This is a genomic window from Pseudomonas sp. BNK-44-b, from assembly GCF_047456245.1.
Taxonomy (GTDB): Bacteria; Pseudomonadota; Gammaproteobacteria; order Pseudomonadales; family Pseudomonadaceae; genus Aquipseudomonas; species Aquipseudomonas machongensis.
This window is the reverse complement of sequence record NZ_CP179908.1, coordinates 3175227-3191607: the sequence shown is the minus strand read 5'-3', so window position 1 is coordinate 3191607 and position 16381 is coordinate 3175227. Positions and strand designations below refer to the sequence as shown.

The window sequence follows — 16381 nt, the reverse complement described above, 5'->3', positions numbered from 1 at the left end:
TGTGGTTGGATAATGTCCCAAGGAATGCTCACTATGAATAGGAAATTGAGTATCGCCGCAGTTTTCTCCCTGGCTCTGGTAGTAAGCCCGATCTTGCTGGCAGATCCCGGGAAAGGGAAAAGCCACGACAAGGGAGGACAACACGGAAGCCAAGGTCATCAGGGCAACAGCAATGACTGGCACGAAGGGCCTTCCGTCGATTCGGGAGGGGTGCGAGTCATCCTCAATGACAACCGCAATTACTGGAATCCAGGCTCTCCCTTACCGCCAGGTATCCAGAAGAATCTGGCGCGCGGCAAGCCTCTCCCGCCCGGGATTGCGAAGAAGCTGGATAGCCGACTGATCGGGCGACTTCCTCATTACAATGGTTATGAGTGGCAGCAAGCTGGAACTGACCTGCTGCTTGTGGCTATTACTTCAGGTGTCATCTATGAGGTACTACACAATGTGCTCGACTAAGTCCCGTAGACCCATGAATTGGATCTCGTGACCAGGAAACGCTTGAGCCACCTGGTCCCGAGGAAATGTAAGGTGTATCAGGTGGCTCTGTGGGGCGCGGCTGAGACAGACCCCGTGAACGTCAGCTATGGGTCGGATACGGTCGTTCGCTAATGAACAGCCTTGGGGGCCCAACTCGGCCCCAGGTAACGCACCATTTTCGAAAATACCAGCAATCCTGTGAGGCCAGCCCCTACCATCCCTCACTCAAACTTCACCAACACCACCGTAGCGTTATCCCGCCCCCCATACTCCGCCGCCAGCTGAATCAACCGCTGACTACTCCCCGCCAGACTCTCCCGCCCGGCAACTTCCAGCACCCGCGCCATCTCATGATGCGGCACACACCCATGAACCCCGTCACTGCACAGCATCAGCAAGTCCTCCGCCTGCACCGCCTGCACCCACACCTGCGGCTCCACCCGTGGCGCTGGCCCGATCGCCTGCAATAGCACGTTGCGCGCCGGCAGCCGATCGAAATGCCCGGCGTCCAGCGCCTGCTGGTACCAGGTCTGGTCGCGGCTCAACTGCTCGAGCTCACCGTGGCGATAGCGATACAGGCGGCTATCTCCCACATGAAACGCCAACAACGGCCCACCGGCCTGGGGGCGCCAGATGCCGGTGAGGGTGGTGCCCATGCCGCGATCTTCGCTGAGCTGGCGGGTGTGGTTGTGCGCGTACAAGCGGGTGTTGACCGCTTCGAGCGCCTCGTGCAGCACGCTCAGGGCCTGCATCGAGGGCACTTGGCAGGTAGCGTCGGGGTCGCTGGAGGTGTGGGTGACGTGCGCCAGTTGGTGCGTCAGGCAGTCGCGCAGCGACTCCAGGGCCAGGGCGCTGGCCAGGGCGCCGGCCTGGTGGCCGCCCATGCCGTCGGCGACGGCCAGCAGTTCCAGGCGTGGGTCTATCAGGAAGTGGTCTTCGTTGTGCTGGCGCACTGGGCCGGTGTCACTGTGACCGAAGGCGATGCCGCCGCGCAGCAGGCAGGGCGCGGTGGCCATGTGGTTTTGTGGCGCGCTCATGGCTGCTCCTCGAGAAAGGCGCTGCGTTGGGCGGGGTCGGGGATGTGTTCGGCCAGGGTCTGCAACAGCGCCTGGCGGGTGCTGGCGCGGGGCAGGGCACGGCGCATGACGATGCGGGCGATGGGGCCGATCAGGTAGGTCAGGCGCGCTTCGCTGGCCTCCAGGAATGCGGGGTCCAATGCTTCTGGCGTGCCGGGTTGGCTGACCAGGGTGTCTTGGGCTGGCAGTGTTTCGGTCGAGGGCAGCAGCGCTTCGGTGGCGGCGACGAACTGCTCGCGGCCACGCTCGGAGGGGATGTGCGGCAGCAGGGCGCTGCGCAGGCTGGCGAAGTCGTCGGCGCTGGCCAGGCTGCGCTTGACCAGCAGGCGCGCCAGCGGGCCGATCTGTTGCGACAGCAAAGATTCGAGCTGCGGGCGGACCTGGCGTTTCCACGGGGTCAGGGTGTCCGCCGCTTCACTGCTGCTGGTCGGCGCGCTGCCCAGGCTGGCGTGGCTAAACGAGGTGGGCATCAGCAGCCGTGTGCGGTCGTCGTCCAGCTCCACGCTGCCCAGTGTCTGTGGGCCGGACAGGGCTTCCAGGGCGTCGAGGAAGTCCTGCGCCGAGGCGAAGCGCTCGTCCGGGCGCTTGGCCAGGGCCTGGCGAATCAGCTGGTCGAACTGCGGGTCGAGGGTCGGGTTCAGGCTCGACGGCGGCACCGGGGTCTGGTTGAGGATCTGCTGCATCACCATGGTCGCGGAACCCGAGAACGGGCGCTCGCCGGTGAGCAACTGGTACAGCACGATGCCTGCCGAGAACACGTCGGAGCGGCCATCCACCAGCTCGCCGCAGAACTGCTCGGGCGACATGTAGCTGGGTGTGCCGATCATCGAGCCGGTCTGGGTCAGCACCGAGGTGTCGATGCGGGCGATGCCGAAGTCGGTGACCTTGACCTGGTTGTCGGCGGTGATCAGCAGGTTGGCGGGCTTCACGTCGCGGTGCACCACGCCCTTGGCGTGGGCGTAGTGCAGGGCGCCGAGCAGTTGGCGCATCCAGCCCAGCACCTGGGCCAACTGGCGCGGCTCCTGGTTCTGCAGGCGGGTGTTGAGGGCGATGCCGTCGACGAACTCCATGGCGATGTAGGCTGCGCCGTCGTCTTCGCCGTAGTCGTACACCGCGACGATATTCGGATGGCTCAGGCGCCCGGCGGCGTGGGCCTCGTTCTGGAAGCGGCTGAGCAACTGGTGCTGCTGGGCGTCGCCGAGCAACTCGCGGCGGATGGTCTTGAGCGCCACCACCCGGGCGATGTGCGGGTCGAAGGCTTTGTAGACGGTGCCCATGGCACCTTTGCCGAGCACGCTGTCGATGCGGTACTTGCCCAGTTGTTCGAGCATGGTGGGCTCCCGGTTACTCTTCGAGCATCTTCATGGCGCTGACCAGGCTGGTGCGCATGCGCACGAACGATTGGCCCATGCGTGCCAGTTCGTCGTGGCCGCTGACGTCCATCTCCGGCACGTCGTCTTCGCCGAGGCTGACCCGGTCGGCCAGTGCCGACATCGCCCGCAGGCGGCGGATGACGAACAGGTGGACCATCACGTTCAGCGCGCAGAACAGGAATACGAACACCCCCAGCAGCGACAGCATGAAGGTGTGCAGCAACTCGCTGGCCCGCTGCAGCGGCACGGCCAGCGGCACCGAGACCAGGCGTGCGCCGATGATCTCGTTGAGCTTCCAGCCGAAGCCGTTGTGCGTGCCGTAGCGGTCGACCACGGTCTTCGGTGCGGTTTCCGGGGAGGTGTGGCAGGCCAGGCAGGCGGGGTCGGTAATCTGGATCGGCTGGGCGACGAACAGCGCCGGGCCCTTGCCATCGCTGCGCTCGCCGATCAGTTCCTGGGTGTCGGGCTTGCCGCGCAACTGTTCGACCACCTCGGTTTCCCAGCCGGTGGCCTTGTTGCGTGGGTTGGTCGGGTTGAGGGTGGCTTCCTTGTAGAGGAAGTCGGGGTAGGTCTTGAGCAGTTGCTGGAGCTGCTCGGTGGCGGCGAAGGAGGGGATCGACTGTGGCAGGAATTCGAACTTCAGGCGGTTCTCCAGCAGCGGCACGATCTGTTCGGCGGTGTAGGTGCTGCTGGCGCTGGCGGCGCTCATGAGCATGCGTGCCTTGTCCAATGATTCTTCACGTGCGCTTTTTTGCAGCAGGTAGTTGGCAAATAGGCTGCTGGCGATGAAGCCAACGATGAAGACGGCCAGGAACACCAGGTTGAAGCGTACGGCCAGGGTCAGTTTCATGGGGGCTCCGGGGTGTCAGCGCGTGGCGTTCTTGCGTTCGAATCGGTACAGCGCGGTTTCCCAGTCCAGCGTGCCGCCGAAGCGCTGCACGATGGCCTGGCGGAAGGCCGGATCGGCCAGGCGCGGTGTGAACCGCGTGGCCAGGGATGCGCCGTTGAGCTTGAGGGGGCCGAGCAGCAGCGGGCTGGCGTCGGCGAAGCTGGCTTCACGCAGCTTGTTCAGCGGGTCGGCTGTGAGCTTGCGGGCGGCGACGCTGGGCAGCGGGTCGAAGAAGGCGGGCGGCATCGCGCCGATGAAGTCGCCACTGGGGCGACCCGGCGCGCTCACGGGGCCCTGGCCCTTGGCCTGGGCAAATTCTTCGCGGCGCAGCACCTGCCTGGCAGGGTCGCGCGGCTTCTGCCCCGGATCACGGACGCTGACCATGCCGTCTTCGACGAACACTTCGGTGCCGCTGGCGTCGGCATGGATGACGCTGGCGGCCTTGCTCGCATCGAGCGCCAGGTTGGCGGTGCTGACCCGTAGATTGCCTTGGGGTACGCCACTCAACGGTTGCAGCTTGAGCCAGCCCTGCAGCAGGTTGAGATGGGTGGTGTTGCCAGTGTGTTCCAGATACAGGCGGGTGTGCGGGCCAAGGGCAATGCGTGTGCCGGCCAGTTGGTCGATGAGCACGCCTGTGCTGCCGGCTTCGAGGTAGTCGGCACTCTGCAGGCGGGCGCCGGCGCTGGCTTGGTAGACGCTCGTGGCACGCAGCAGTTGCACGGGCTTTTCCGCCGCGCTGATCACCCCGATATCTGCCGGGGCGGCGAGCAGTGGCGAGAGGTGGAGCAGGCTAGCCAGGAGAGGGAGGAGCGCGGTTCTGTTCACGGTTCGGTCATCGTGTGTACGAAAGGGGTAGCCCCGGGATGAGCGCAGGCTACCGATTCACGGGGTGCGATGAACGTCAATTTTTTCTATGTATTTCAAGGGGATGTATTGAATGAAATCATGGAATAAAAGGGCGGTGGCGGGTGTTCTCGTTGTGGGCGCGCGGGTTATTCGTTGGCATTGCTGGCCCTATCGCGGGACCAGTCGCAACGGCGAACCGCCGCTCCCACAGGCACCCCACCGCTTTCAATAACGATGATGAACCTGTGGGAGCGGCGGTTCGCCGTTGCGACTGGTCCCGCGATAGGGCCGGTAGATACAGCGGGAATAAACGGGTGGGCTGGCTTGTTGTGTAGAGGTCCCCATTGATCACAGGCAAAACACCATGCACCCGACCTCATGCACCACCCCGCAACGCCGCCGCGCTTTCCTCGGCGTCTGCGCCCTGGCCGTGCCACTGCTCGCTGGCGCGGCGCCGGCCAGCTTCACCGTCGCGCCGGGCAAGGCCGAGATCCTCGCTGTGCAAGCAGTGGGGGTGCAGGTCTATGACTGCCGGGCCGATGAAACCGGGCAGTTGAAATGGGCATTTCGCGAACCGCTGGCCACCCTCACCCGAGGCGGCAAGACCGTCGGCCACCATTTTGTCGGGCCGTCCTGGGAGATGGACGACGGCAGCCGGGTGACCGGCAAGGTCGTGGCCCAGGCGCCGGGCGCGGGCGAGCAGGATATCGCGCTGTTGCAATTGGAGGTTGCCAGCCACCAGGGGCAGGGCGTGTTGAGTGGAGTGGACGAGGTGCAGCGGCTCGATACCCAGGGTGGCAAGTTTGCCGGAAGCTGCACCCGGGAGGGCGCGCTGCACGTTGAACCGTACAGCGCGCGGTATGTGTTTCTGGGGCGGTGATGGAGTGTTCAGGGTTTGATGGATTTCAGTGCCGGCCTCATCGCGGGGCAAGCCCGCTCCTGCAAGGGCCAGTGGCGACCTGTGGGAGCGGGCTTGCCCGCGATAGGGCCGGCACTGACGTCGCGATCAGAGAATCGACAGCGGGTAGTCGACGATCACCCGGAACTCGTTGACATCCCCTTCGGCCTGGTCGGCATTGCCCCGATGGATCGCCTCGCGAAGGCGCACCGACAGGTCCTTGGCGGGGCCGGACTGCACCACGTACTTGGCTTCGAGGTTGGTCTCATGATGCTTGCCATCCTCGCCATAGCCATAGCCCAGGTACTTGCTGTCCGCGGCCATCTTGCTGCCGTCGATGCCATGGCCGTTGACGTAGCGGGCCATGAAGCTCAACCCCGGCACGCCGAAGGTGTTCATGTCCAGGTCGTAGCGCACCTGCCATGATTTTTCCTCTGGCCCGTTGAAGTCCGAGTACTGGATGGAGTTGGCCAGGAAGATCCCGTCACCGGTGTCTCCCGGGCCGTTGATGCCGAAGGCGACGTAGTCGAACGGGGTGTCACCGTGCACTTTCTGGTAGGCCAGGGTGATGGTGTGCGCCGAGAGGAAACTGTACGCGGTGGAGAACGACCAGGTGGTGTTGTTGATCGCGCCGGCGTCGGCGCGACCATCGTCGTTGGTGCGGTAGAGGTTGAAGTCGAAGTTCAGCGACTGGTCGTCGGCCAGCGCCAGGATGTAGTTGGCGTTGCCGTAGTACTGGCGCCAGATGTCCTGCAGCTTGGAGCCGTACAGCGATACCGACAGGGCATCGTTGACTGCGTATTTGCCGCCGATGTAGTCGATGCTGTCAGCCTGGATATTGGCGTAGGAGGCCCACAGGCCATGGTCCCCATTGGTGGTGACCGGGCCGTTGCCGCCGGTGAAGTGGCCCGCTTCCAGATCCAGTCCCTTGATCTCGCTGCTGAGCAGGTTGAAGCCAGTGGCGGTTTGCGGCAGCAGGCGGGTACCGCCGGCGGCGAATACTGGCGCCGTGGGTTGCAAGTCGCCCCAGCGCAGTTCGGTCTTGGAGATGCGCACTTTCAACGCACCACCGGCGCGGCCGTAGTCGTCTTCGGGTGAGCCGTTGTCCCTGACGGGCAGGTTGCCGGTGCCGGAGGTACCCTTGCCGCCGTCGAGCTTGACTGCCAGGTGGCCGAACGCTTCGACGCCGAAGCCCACGGTACCCTGGGTGAAGCCGGAGCTGTAGTTGAGGATGAAACCTTGGGTCCAGTCGCGGCGATCCGGGCCTTGCGACTTGCCATCACGGTTGAAGTAGTAGTTGCGCAGGCGTGCATTCAACTCGCTGCCCTCGATGAATCCCTTGGCTTCGGACTGGCTCGAAACGGCTTCGGCGAATGCGGCTTGCAACGGCGCGCACAGCAACGCCGCGCTCAGCATGGAGAGGCGGAATGTCGACATGTCGTACCCCTTGGTTGGAATTGTTGAGGCAGGTGTCTGGGTAAAGGAATGTAATTGTTGTAAGGGTGTAGCCGGTATTGATGCCGGGCTACTAGTAACAAATGCCGCGCCGTGCATGCCATTGTGTTTCGTTGATAATCGAAATCACGGTTTTTGATTGCAGTATCGAATGACTATGGGGTTAAAGTCGGCCCCGATAAAGTATTCGTGCACTCAGGACATCCCCCGTGCTAGAGCACCTCCTGGGTGGGCTCCACTTTATCGCCCTTTGGTTGTTTGCCGCCTGGTTTCAGGCGGCTTTTTTATGCCTGGTATTTAATGACGGGTGGCGAAGAGCCATTTTTTTGCGCACTGATTTCAGCGCGCCTGGAAGGGCAGTGGGCAACTTTCCTGCAGCAGAAACAACAAGGCCGGTGACAAAGAATGTCACCGGCCTTGTTGTTTGTCGCGGGCGTTATATCAGCCGATCACACCACCGCTTCGCGGCGGCTGCTGGCAACCTGAGTGTGGCGCAGTGTCGGCAGCAGGAAGGCGATCGACAGCAGGCAGGCACCGACCAGCAGCACGAAGCCGCCGTCCCAACCGAAGTGGTCGACGGTGTAGCCCATCGCGGCACTGGCTGCGACCGAGCCGCCCAGGTAGCCGAACAGACCCGTGAACCCGGCGGCGGTGCCGGCGGCTTTCTTCGGCGCCAGCTCCAGCGCCTGCAGGCCGATCAGCATCACCGGGCCGTAGATCAGGAAGCCGATGGAGAACAGCGCGATCATGTCGACGGTGGGGTTGCCCGGTGGGTTGAGCCAGTACACCAGGGTGGCAACGGTGACCAGGGCCATGAACACGATGCCGGTCAGGCCGCGATTGCCACGGAAGATCTTGTCCGACATCCAGCCGCACAGCAGGGTGCCGGGGATGCCTGCCCACTCGTAGAAGAAGTAGGCCCAGGAGGTCTTGTCGACGGTGAAGTGCTTGGCCTCCTTGAGGTAGGTCGGCGCCCAGTCGAGCACGCCGTAGCGCAGCAGGTAGACGAACACGTTGGCCAGGGCGATGTACCAGAGCATCTTGTTGCGCAGCACGTACTTGACGAAGATCTGCTTGGCGCTGAATTCCTGTTCGTGGCTGGCGTCGTAGCCTTCGGGGTAGTCGTTCTTGTACTCCTCGATCGGCGGCAGGCCCACCGATTGCGGGGTGTCGCGCATGGTGACGAAGGCGAACACGGCCACCAGCACCGCCACGGCGGCCGGTACATAGAAGGCGGCATGCCAGTCGTTGGTCCAGCCCAGGCCGAGGATGAACAGCGGGCCAATCAGGCCGCCACCCACGTTATGTGCCACGTTCCACACCGACACCACGCCGCCGCGCTCTTTCTGCGACCACCAGTGCACCATGGTCCGTCCGCTCGGCGGCCAGCCCATGCCCTGGGCCCAGCCGTTGATGAACAGCAGGATGAACATGATGGTGACGCTGGAGGTGGCCCAGTGCGCGAATCCGAACACGAACATCACCGCTGCCGACACCAGCAGGCCGAAGGGCAGGAAGTAGCGGGGGTTGGAGCGGTCGGACACCAGGCCCATGAGGAACTTGGACAGGCCGTAGGCAATGGCGATGGCCGAGATTGCCAGACCGAGCTGGCCGCGGGTGTAGCCTTCCTCGTCGATCAGGTAAGGCATGGCCAGGGAGAAGTTCTTGCGCAGCAGGTAATAGCCTGCATAACCGAAGAAGATGCCGGCGAAGATCTGCCAGCGCAGGCGGCGATAGGTACTGTCGACCTGTTCAGCGGGCAGCGGCGCCCGGTGCACGGCGGGGCGGAAGAAGGCAAACATCGGGGTACTCCAACGTTGTTGTTTTATCTGCGAAAGCGAATATTACATTTTCGTTACAGAAAAAAATATCGCTTTCACAGGCTGGAGTGTTGCTTTGCGAACGCTCCGTCAGATCGTGATCAGGGACGGGGTCTGGCTGTTGGGGGGGCGATGTCGTTGCGTTTGCTGGAGACATCGGTGGTGGTGCTGGGCGGGGTAGGCTTGGCTTTCGGCGCGGCAGGGCTGAGCTGGCGCCAGATTTCAAGGCCATGGCGGGTGTGGTTCATAACCTCAAGGCCAGCCATCCCCCTGTGGGGGCGGGCTGGCCTTGATTTAGCGCATCACTGATTACGCGTCACCCGCCACACAGTATTGGCCAGGTCGTCGGCGATGATCAGCGCGCCTTTCGGATCCACCGTCACCCCCACCGGGCGGCCGCGGGTCTTGCCATCCTCACCCCGAAAACCGGTAGCGAAGTCGATTGGCTCACCCGCTGGCTTGCCGTTGCTGAACGGCACGAAGATCACTTTGTAGCCAACAGGATTGGGCCGGTTCCAGCTGCCGTGCTCGCCTACGAACACACCGTCGGCAAACTGCTCGCCCATCGCCGGCAGGGAGAAATCGACCCCCAGGGCGGCGACATGTGAGCCGAGGCTGTAGTCCGGCTTGATCGCGGCGGCGACTTTCTCCGGGTTCTGCGGTTGCGCGCGGGTATCGACGTTCTGCCCCCAGTAGCTCCAGGGCCACCCGTAGAAGGCCCCTTCGCGCACCGAAGTCAGGTAGTCCGGCACCAGGTCCGGCCCCAGCTCGTCGCGTTCGTTGACCACCGCCCACAGTTGCCCCGAATCAGGCTGGATGGTCAGCGCCGTGGGGTTGCGCAGGCCGGTCGCGTAGGGTTTGTGGGCGCCGGTCTGGGCGTCGATCTGCCAGACCATCGCGCGGTCGATCTCCACTTCCATGCCGCGCTCGGTGATGTTGCTGTTCGAGCCGATGCCCACATACAGGTAGCGACCGTCCGGGCTGATGGTCAGCGCCTTGGTCCAGTGGTGGTTGATCGCCGAGGGCAGCTCGGTGAGCGTGGTCGGCGGGCCGTCGGCCTTGGTCTGGCCGTCCTGGTAATCGAAGCGCACCAGCGCATCCTGATTGGCCACGTACAGCTTGCCATCGGCAAACGCCAGGCCGTAGGGGGCGTTGAGGTTGTCGGCGAACACCGTCTGCACTTCGTAGCGGCCGTCGCCATCGGCATCGCGCAGCAGCGTGAGGCGATTGCCGCTTTTGACCTGGGTGTTGCCCTTGGCCTTGATCTGGCTGGCGATCACGTCCTTGGGCTTGAGCTTGGCGGCATTGCCGCCACGACCTTCTGCCACGATGATGTCGCCGTTGGGCAGGATCAGCGTCTGGCGCGGGATCTTCAGGTCGGTGGCGATGGCGGTGATGCTGTAGCCGTCCGGCACCTTGGGTTTCTGCTCGCCCCACAGTGCCGGCTCGGCGATCTTCATGCTCGGTAGCAGGCCACGTTCGGGGGCCGGAAGTTTCGGGTCGGGGCCGCGGGCCTGGGTGGCATCGCCTTCACCACCGCAGGCGGCCAGCAGCAGGCTCATGCTCAGGATCGACAGCGCGAGGGGCGTCTTCATGCAGCACCTCCCGAGCGCAGGTTGGTCAGGCCAATCCAGGTGGCGATGCAGGCCAGCACGCTGACGATCACCGACAGCACCAGCCCCGAGGGCATGACCGCCCAGGCATCCTTGGCGTGCTCGAAGGCGTTGACCAGCCCCAGCAGCCAGGTCACCACCAACAGCAGCACGTACAGCACCGGGCGACCGGCCTTGCGCTCGGCGCGCACCAGGTTGGCCAACGCGAACAGCACGGCCAGGCCGCAGAACAGCAGCCCTCCGGCGATGAGCCAGGCGGCGAAGTTGCTCCACTGGATCTGGAAGGTCTGGTAGTAGGCGATGTCGCTGATCAGTGCCCCGAGAAACAGCGGCACGGTGCCGGCCAGCAGGGTCGCATGCAGCGGCCCGGGCGTGCACCGGTAGGGGTCGTGGACGGTCGTGGTCATGGCGGCTCCTTGTCGTTGGCGATGAAAGCCAGCGATTTTTTACGCTGGCTGCGCCTAGGGAAGGATCGCGCGGGTGGTCGGTTGGTTCAGTGCAATTTCGCGTTCAAGTATTTTGCTCGCGTATCAGTTGCCCGTTTCGGTCCAGGTGATAACGCTCAAGATCGCGCGCCAGTATCAAGCAACCGTCGTAGTGGGTCTGGGCTTCGGCGTGGATGTCGTCGATGCACGGGCTGCGCCGTGGATCGCCCTGGTAGCGCGCGCTGAAGTGCGTGAGCACGAGATTCCTCACCCCGGCGGCCTGGGCGAAGCGCGCGACCGCCTCGGCACTGCTGTGTCCGAAGCTGACACCGGTGCGTTCGATCAGTGGCTGGGTGAAGGTCGCTTCGTGCACCAGTACATCCGCGTCACTGGCAACCTCTGCCAACAGCTCGGGGCGATCGTTGTCGCCGCAGACGATGACCCGTCGCGCAGGCCGGGAGGCGCGCAGGTAGTGCCGTGGATCGAGCATGCGGCCCTCGTGAACCACGGCAGTGCCCTTGGCCAGTTCGCCCCACAACGGGCCGCGCGGGATGCCGTCGGCCTCCAGGCGCTGGATGTCCAGGCGGGGCTCGGGGTTGATCTCGGTGAACACATAGCCACGGCTCGGCACCCGATGGGACAGCTCGACTGCATTGACCTGCAGGCTGGTGTTGCTCCAGGTGCCGAAGGTTTCGGCCGCGTGCAGGCGCAGCTCGAAGGGCAGGTAGGTGTCGCTGACCGAAAGGCTCAGGCGCACCCAGTCGTGCAGGGCAGTTGGCAGGATCAACTCGAGTGGCTCGCTGCGCCCGGACATGCCGGCGCTGGCCAGCAGGCCGGGCAGGCCGAAGCAGTGATCGCCATGTACGTGGGTGATGAAGATCGCGCGCAGGTCTCGGACCGATAACGGTGTGTGCAGGAGCTGGTGCTGGGTGGCCTCGCCGCAGTCGACCAGATACCAGCCGCTGCCGCTCGTGTCGATGACGGCCGTGGCGCTGACATTGCGCGCCGTGGTGGGCGCTCCGGCGCTGGTGCCCAGGAACAGCAGGTCCATATGAAATGCTTCCAGAGAGTGTCGGCCTATTCTAAGACGCGACACGCCGGTGGGCACAACCCGGGTTGGGCGCTGTGTCAGGCAAAGCTGCCGGTCTGCACCGCGCCACTGCGCCGGTAATGGGCGAGCAGTACCCCGCGTGGCGTGCTCAAGGACTCGACCAGGCTCAGCGCTGCCGGTTGCGCGTTGTCTGCGAACAGCCGCTTGCCGTGCCCGAGCATCACCGGGTTGATCAACAGGCGCAGCTCGTCCACCAACCCGGCAGCCAACAGTTGCTGTACCAGTTCGGCGCTGCCTTGGGTGAGCAGTGCCGGGCCGTCCTGCTGCTTGAGCGCGTGGACGGCCTGGATCACATCAGCGCCCAGGGCGCGGCTGTTTTGCCAGTCGAGGGTGTCAGGGTGGTGGGTGGCGACGTGCTTGGGCACCTTGTTGAACAGCTCGGCCATGGGCGCGTTGTCCGAGTCGGCGTCTACCTTGGGCCAGTAGCCGGCAAAGATGTCGTAGGTACGCCTCCCCAGCAGCAGTTCGAAGGGCTGGCTGAACAGCGTCTGCATGGCCCGACCAAAGGTCTCGTCGGCATAGGGCACGAGCCAGCCGCCAAAACCGAAGCCTTGGCTGGTGTCTTCCTGCGGGCCGCCAGGGGCCTGCATGACGCCGTCCAGGCTGACGAACGCGGCAACGATGAGTGTGCGCATGGGGATGTCCTCGCGAGGGGGGTTCGGGGCAGTGGAAGAATAGGTCACTGCGGTTCCTGAACATTGGTCGAACGGGCAAGGCGCGAATCGACAGCCCATTTGTTACCCGCGGCGATCAGTCCCGCCTTTGGCATAAGCACCGCCTTGCAGGTGCGTTATAGTCCGGCACGTGAACCCTTTCCCCACAGGAGTGCCGCCCGTGACCGAGTACACCGCGTTCAAGGTCGAACTGACCGACAACTTCGCCCATGTACAGATCAATCGCCCGGAAAAAATCAACGCGATGAACGCGGCCTTCTGGGAGGAAATCGTCGAAATCTTCCAGTGGATCGACGACACCGAGGCGGTGCGGGCGGTGGTTGTCAGCGGCGCGGGCAAGCATTTTTCCTCGGGGATCGACCTGATGATGCTGGCCTCGCTGGCCGGCCAGATGGGCAAGGACGCCGGCCGCAATGCGCGCCTGCTGCGCCGCACCATCCTGCGCCTGCAAAGCTCGTTCACGGCCGTCGACAAGTGCCGCAAGCCGGTACTGGCGGCGATTCAGGGCTATTGCATCGGCGGGGCCATCGACCTGGTGTCGGCCTGCGACATGCGCTATTGCAGCGCTGATGCGCAGTTCTCGATCAAGGAAATCGACATGGGCATGGCCGCCGATGTCGGCACCCTGCAACGTTTGCCACGTATCATCGGCGACGGCATGATGCGTGAGCTGGCCTACACCGGGCGTATGATCGACGCCACCGAGGCATTGCGCATCGGCCTGGTCAACCGGGTCTATGACGACCAGGCTGCATTGCTCGACGGGGTCTTTGCCATCGCCCGGGAAATTGCAGGAAAATCGCCCATCGCCGTGGCCGGCACCAAGGAAATGATCAGCTACATGCGCGACCATCGTATCGACGATGGCCTGCAGTACATCGCCACCTGGAATGCCGCCATGCTGCAGTCAGAAGACCTGCGGGTCGCGGTGGCGGCCCACATGAACAAACAGAAACCGACGTTCGCCGACTGACTTCCCGACGGCGCACGCGCCTGAAGGGATCCGAACATGTCAGCACGCTGGACTACCGCAGTACTCGACCCGCAGACCGCTGGCGGCCTGGCCGTCGCCCGCAGCCCTGCGGGGTTCCTGGTGGACGACAACGGTGCGTTGTTCCCGCGGGACTGGCTCAAGCGCCAGGAGCTGGACGTGCTCTGCGAGCACGGTATCGGTCATTTCGACGGCGAACCGGTGTTCCTCCTGGAGCTGCGCACTGCCAGCGAACTGCCGGGCATGAGCTGGCGCGGCCTGCGCCAGTTCATGCTCGAAGGCGACTTCGACACCTACAAGCTGCTGGGTTACGCCGCACAGATCGGCACCTGGGCGCGCGAGCATCGTTTCTGCGGCAGCTGCGGCCAGCCGATGACGCAGATTCGCTGGGAGCGGGCGATGCATTGCCAGGCCTGCGACCTGCGCAGCTACCCGCGCATCTCGCCCAGCATGATCGTGCTGGTGACCCGTGGCGACGAAATCCTGCTGGCGCGCTCGCCGCGCTTCGTCACCGGGGTCTACAGCACCCTGGCCGGCTTTGCCGAACCAGGCGAGTCGGCGGAGGATTGCCTGGTGCGCGAAGTGCGCGAGGAAGTGGCGGTGCAGGTCAAGAATATCCAGTACGTGGGCAGCCAGTGCTGGCCGTTCCCACATTCGATGATGCTGGGCTTCCACGCCGAGTACGCCGGCGGCGAGATCGTCATGCAGCCTGACGAGATCGAGGATGCCCAGTGGTTCAGCGTGCACGACCTGCCGCCATTGCCCGCTGGGCGCTCCATCGCCCGCTACCTGATCGACCTGTACGTGGCGCGGCGTCTGGGGCTGGCAGAGCCGGTGCTGCCGACCTGATCAGGGCTGTTCCGCGTGCAACCGCGACGGGGTTGTCATCGGGGTAAGTCCAGATGAGGGCTAGGCCGGTGCTCAGGCCTGGCCGAACCAGTGCTGCCAGGCCAGGCGCACGGTCAGCGCCAGCACCACGGTGATGAACACCGGGCGAATGAACTTGCTGCCGCCGCTGATCGCGGTGCGGGCGCCGAAGAACGCGCCGATCATCACCGACACGCCCATGGCCAGGCCGACGATGTAGTCCACCTGCCCGGAAATCACGAACACCGTCAGCGCCGCGATGTTGCTGACGAAGTTCATGCTGCGCGCCACACCACTGGCACGTACCAGGTCGATGGGGTAGAGCAGCAGTGTGCTTACCGTCCAGAACGCACCCGTGCCGGGGCCTGCCACGCCGTCGTAGAAACCAAGGCTGAAACCCTGGGGGAACTGCCATTTTTTCCTGATCGGTGCATCGGCATCCAGCGGCGCCTTGGGGGTGCCGCCGAACAGCAGGTACACGCCACAGGCGAAGACGATCACCGGCAGCATCTTGTTCAGCCATTCGGCGGGCATGTAGTGCGCGATCACCGCGCCGATCAGCGCGCCGCTCAGGGTGCCGACGATCGCCAGGCGCCACTGGGCCGGGTGGAACAGCTTGCGCCGGTAGTAGGTGAACCCGGCGGTGGCCGAGCCGAAGGTCGAGCTGAGCTTGTTGGTGCCCAGCACCAGGTGCGGCGGCATGCCGGCGGTGAGCAGGGCGGGGGTGGTGAGCAGGCCGCCGCCACCGGCAATGGCATCGATGAAACCGGCGACGAAGGCCACTGCGGCGAGGATCAGCAGGGTAAGCGGTTCTACGGTGAGTTCGAAGGGCATGGGACGGCTTTCAGGCTACAGGCGAGGGCGCGGCAAAAGGTCGCGCCAGAGGCTGCACATGGTAGCCCTCGGGACGCGCCCTTGCCAGAGTCGCTAGCGTGGCTGGAGCTTGGGAATCCGTCGTGCCTAGCCTTGCGCAAACAACTCGCTGATCACCCTGCGCAACCACACACTGCGTGGCGCCTGCTGGAAGCGTGCGTGCCAGAACTGCTTGAGGTCGTAGCACGGGATCTCCACCGGCGGCTCGACGATCTGCACGTTCACGGTATCCAGGTACAGATTGGCCACGGTGCGTGGCAGCACCACCACCAGGTCGGATTGCTCGATGATCGAGGGCACGCTCATGTAGTGCGAGGTCTCGAGCACGATGTTGCGCTTGATCCTCGCTTCGTTCAGGTGCGCCTCGAACATTTCCTGGCGGCGGCTGCCGTCGCGCACCTGCAGGTGCTCCATGCGGGCGAAATCCTCGAGCGCCAGGCGCTCGCGGGCCAGTGGGTGGCCGCGGCGCAGCATGCAGGTGAGGTCGTGGGAGAACAGCCGTTGCTGGTAGATGTTGGGGGCCGTGAGGTCGGGGAAGTAACCCAGCACGGCATCGACCTTGCCGTCATGCAGGCTATCGGTGAGCGCATCGGGCGCCAGGCTGAGCGTGCGCAGGCGAATGCGCGGAGCGAGCTGGCGCAGCTTCTGGAACAACGGCGGCAGGAACACCACCTCGCCGATCTCGCTCAGGCAGAACACGAACTCGTCTTCGGCGGTGGCAGGGTCGAAGGTCGGGCTGCTGAGGATGTCGCGGTCGATGATTTCGATGACTTCGCGGGTGCGCTCGATGATGCCCTGGGCCCGTGGCGTGGCCTCCATGCCGGCACCGGAGCGGATGAACAGCGGATCCTGCAGCGAATGGCGCAGGCGGGCGAGGGCGGCGCTGGCGGCGGGCTGGCTGATGCCCAGCTGTTTCGCTGCAGCGGTGACGTTGCCGGTTTCGTAGACGGCTAGAAGGACGCGAAGCAGGTTGAGGTCGGTGCGCATCTC

16 protein-coding genes are annotated in these 16381 nt (G+C 64.4%); 4 read left to right on the top strand and 12 right to left on the bottom strand.

Features of this window, described 5'->3' with window-relative positions; genetic code table 11:
* Positions 1–24 precede the first annotated feature (24 nt).
* A complete protein-coding gene (locus ACMGGG_RS14655; protein ID WP_414155771.1) occupies positions 25–459 on the top strand; it encodes an anti-virulence regulator CigR family protein in 435 nt (144 codons plus the stop codon).
* Between the two features lie 242 nt (positions 460–701).
* On the opposite strand, the gene ACMGGG_RS14650 is transcribed toward ACMGGG_RS14655, so the two are convergent.
* From ACMGGG_RS14650 to ACMGGG_RS14635, 4 genes are read right to left on the bottom strand one after another with little or no spacing between them, the layout of a single operon-like run.
* A complete protein-coding gene (locus tag ACMGGG_RS14650) occupies positions 702–1517 on the bottom strand; it encodes a PP2C family protein-serine/threonine phosphatase (protein ID WP_414155770.1) in 816 nt (271 codons plus the stop codon).
* Positions 1514–2887, bottom strand: coding sequence for a serine/threonine-protein kinase (locus tag ACMGGG_RS14645; RefSeq protein ID WP_414155769.1), 1374 nt, complete (start codon positions 2885–2887; stop codon positions 1514–1516). The genes ACMGGG_RS14650 and ACMGGG_RS14645 overlap by 4 nt, the downstream gene beginning before the upstream one ends.
* Positions 2888–2900: 13 nt before the next feature.
* Positions 2901–3779, bottom strand: a complete 879-nt coding sequence (locus ACMGGG_RS14640) for a DUF3365 domain-containing protein (RefSeq protein ID WP_081255285.1) — start codon at positions 3777–3779, stop codon at positions 2901–2903.
* A 15-nt stretch (positions 3780–3794) separates the two neighbouring features.
* A complete protein-coding gene (locus ACMGGG_RS14635; protein WP_372822433.1) occupies positions 3795–4643 on the bottom strand; it encodes a hypothetical protein in 849 nt (282 codons plus the stop codon).
* Positions 4644–5028: 385 nt separating this feature from the next.
* On the opposite strand from ACMGGG_RS14635, the gene ACMGGG_RS14630 reads away from it, so the two are divergent.
* A complete protein-coding gene (locus ACMGGG_RS14630) occupies positions 5029–5544 on the top strand; it encodes a DUF3455 domain-containing protein (protein ID WP_414155768.1) in 516 nt (171 codons plus the stop codon).
* A 126-nt stretch (positions 5545–5670) separates the two neighbouring features.
* Here the strand turns inward: ACMGGG_RS14630 and ACMGGG_RS14625 are convergent, their stop codons facing one another.
* The 6 genes from ACMGGG_RS14625 to ACMGGG_RS14600 form a co-directional block, all read right to left on the bottom strand.
* Entirely contained in the window at positions 5671–6999 is a 1329-nt protein-coding gene (locus ACMGGG_RS14625) for an OprD family porin (protein WP_414155767.1), read from the bottom strand.
* A gap of 467 nt (positions 7000–7466) precedes the next feature.
* On the bottom strand, positions 7467–8819 hold the full coding sequence (gene glpT, locus ACMGGG_RS14620) for a glycerol-3-phosphate transporter (RefSeq protein WP_063545483.1): 1353 nt from the start codon (positions 8817–8819) through the stop codon (positions 7467–7469).
* A gap of 320 nt (positions 8820–9139) precedes the next feature.
* Entirely contained in the window at positions 9140–10432 is a 1293-nt protein-coding gene (locus tag ACMGGG_RS14615) for a PQQ-dependent sugar dehydrogenase (RefSeq protein WP_414155766.1), read from the bottom strand.
* A complete protein-coding gene (locus ACMGGG_RS14610) occupies positions 10429–10857 on the bottom strand; it encodes a DUF2231 domain-containing protein (RefSeq protein WP_054892136.1) in 429 nt (142 codons plus the stop codon). Before ACMGGG_RS14610 ends, ACMGGG_RS14615 begins: the two co-directional genes overlap by 4 nt.
* A 103-nt stretch (positions 10858–10960) precedes the next feature.
* Positions 10961–11926, bottom strand: a complete 966-nt coding sequence (locus ACMGGG_RS14605) for an MBL fold metallo-hydrolase (RefSeq protein ID WP_414155765.1) — start codon at positions 11924–11926, stop codon at positions 10961–10963.
* Between the two features lie 77 nt (positions 11927–12003).
* A complete protein-coding gene (locus ACMGGG_RS14600) occupies positions 12004–12621 on the bottom strand; it encodes a dihydrofolate reductase family protein (protein WP_414155764.1) in 618 nt (205 codons plus the stop codon).
* 199 nt (positions 12622–12820) lie between these two features.
* Here ACMGGG_RS14600 and ACMGGG_RS14595 point away from each other — a divergent pair, with 199 nt between their 5' ends.
* Positions 12821–13633, top strand: coding sequence for a crotonase/enoyl-CoA hydratase family protein (locus tag ACMGGG_RS14595; RefSeq protein ID WP_414155763.1), 813 nt, complete (start codon positions 12821–12823; stop codon positions 13631–13633).
* 36 nt (positions 13634–13669) lie between these two features.
* Complete coding sequence (gene nudC / locus ACMGGG_RS14590; protein WP_054892132.1) at positions 13670–14500, top strand: NAD(+) diphosphatase; 831 nt, start codon at positions 13670–13672, stop codon at positions 14498–14500.
* Positions 14501–14572: 72 nt separating this feature from the next.
* Here the strand turns inward: nudC and ACMGGG_RS14585 are convergent, their stop codons facing one another.
* Both ACMGGG_RS14585 and ACMGGG_RS14580 read right to left on the bottom strand, forming a co-directional pair.
* Positions 14573–15352, bottom strand: coding sequence for a TSUP family transporter (locus ACMGGG_RS14585; RefSeq protein ID WP_112898686.1), 780 nt, complete (start codon positions 15350–15352; stop codon positions 14573–14575).
* Positions 15353–15478: 126 nt separating this feature from the next.
* The gene (locus tag ACMGGG_RS14580; RefSeq protein ID WP_414155762.1) at positions 15479–16378 is read right to left on the bottom strand and encodes a LysR family transcriptional regulator; all 900 of its coding nucleotides are present in this window, start codon (positions 16376–16378) and stop codon (positions 15479–15481) included.
* Positions 16379–16381: the final 3 nt, after the last annotated feature.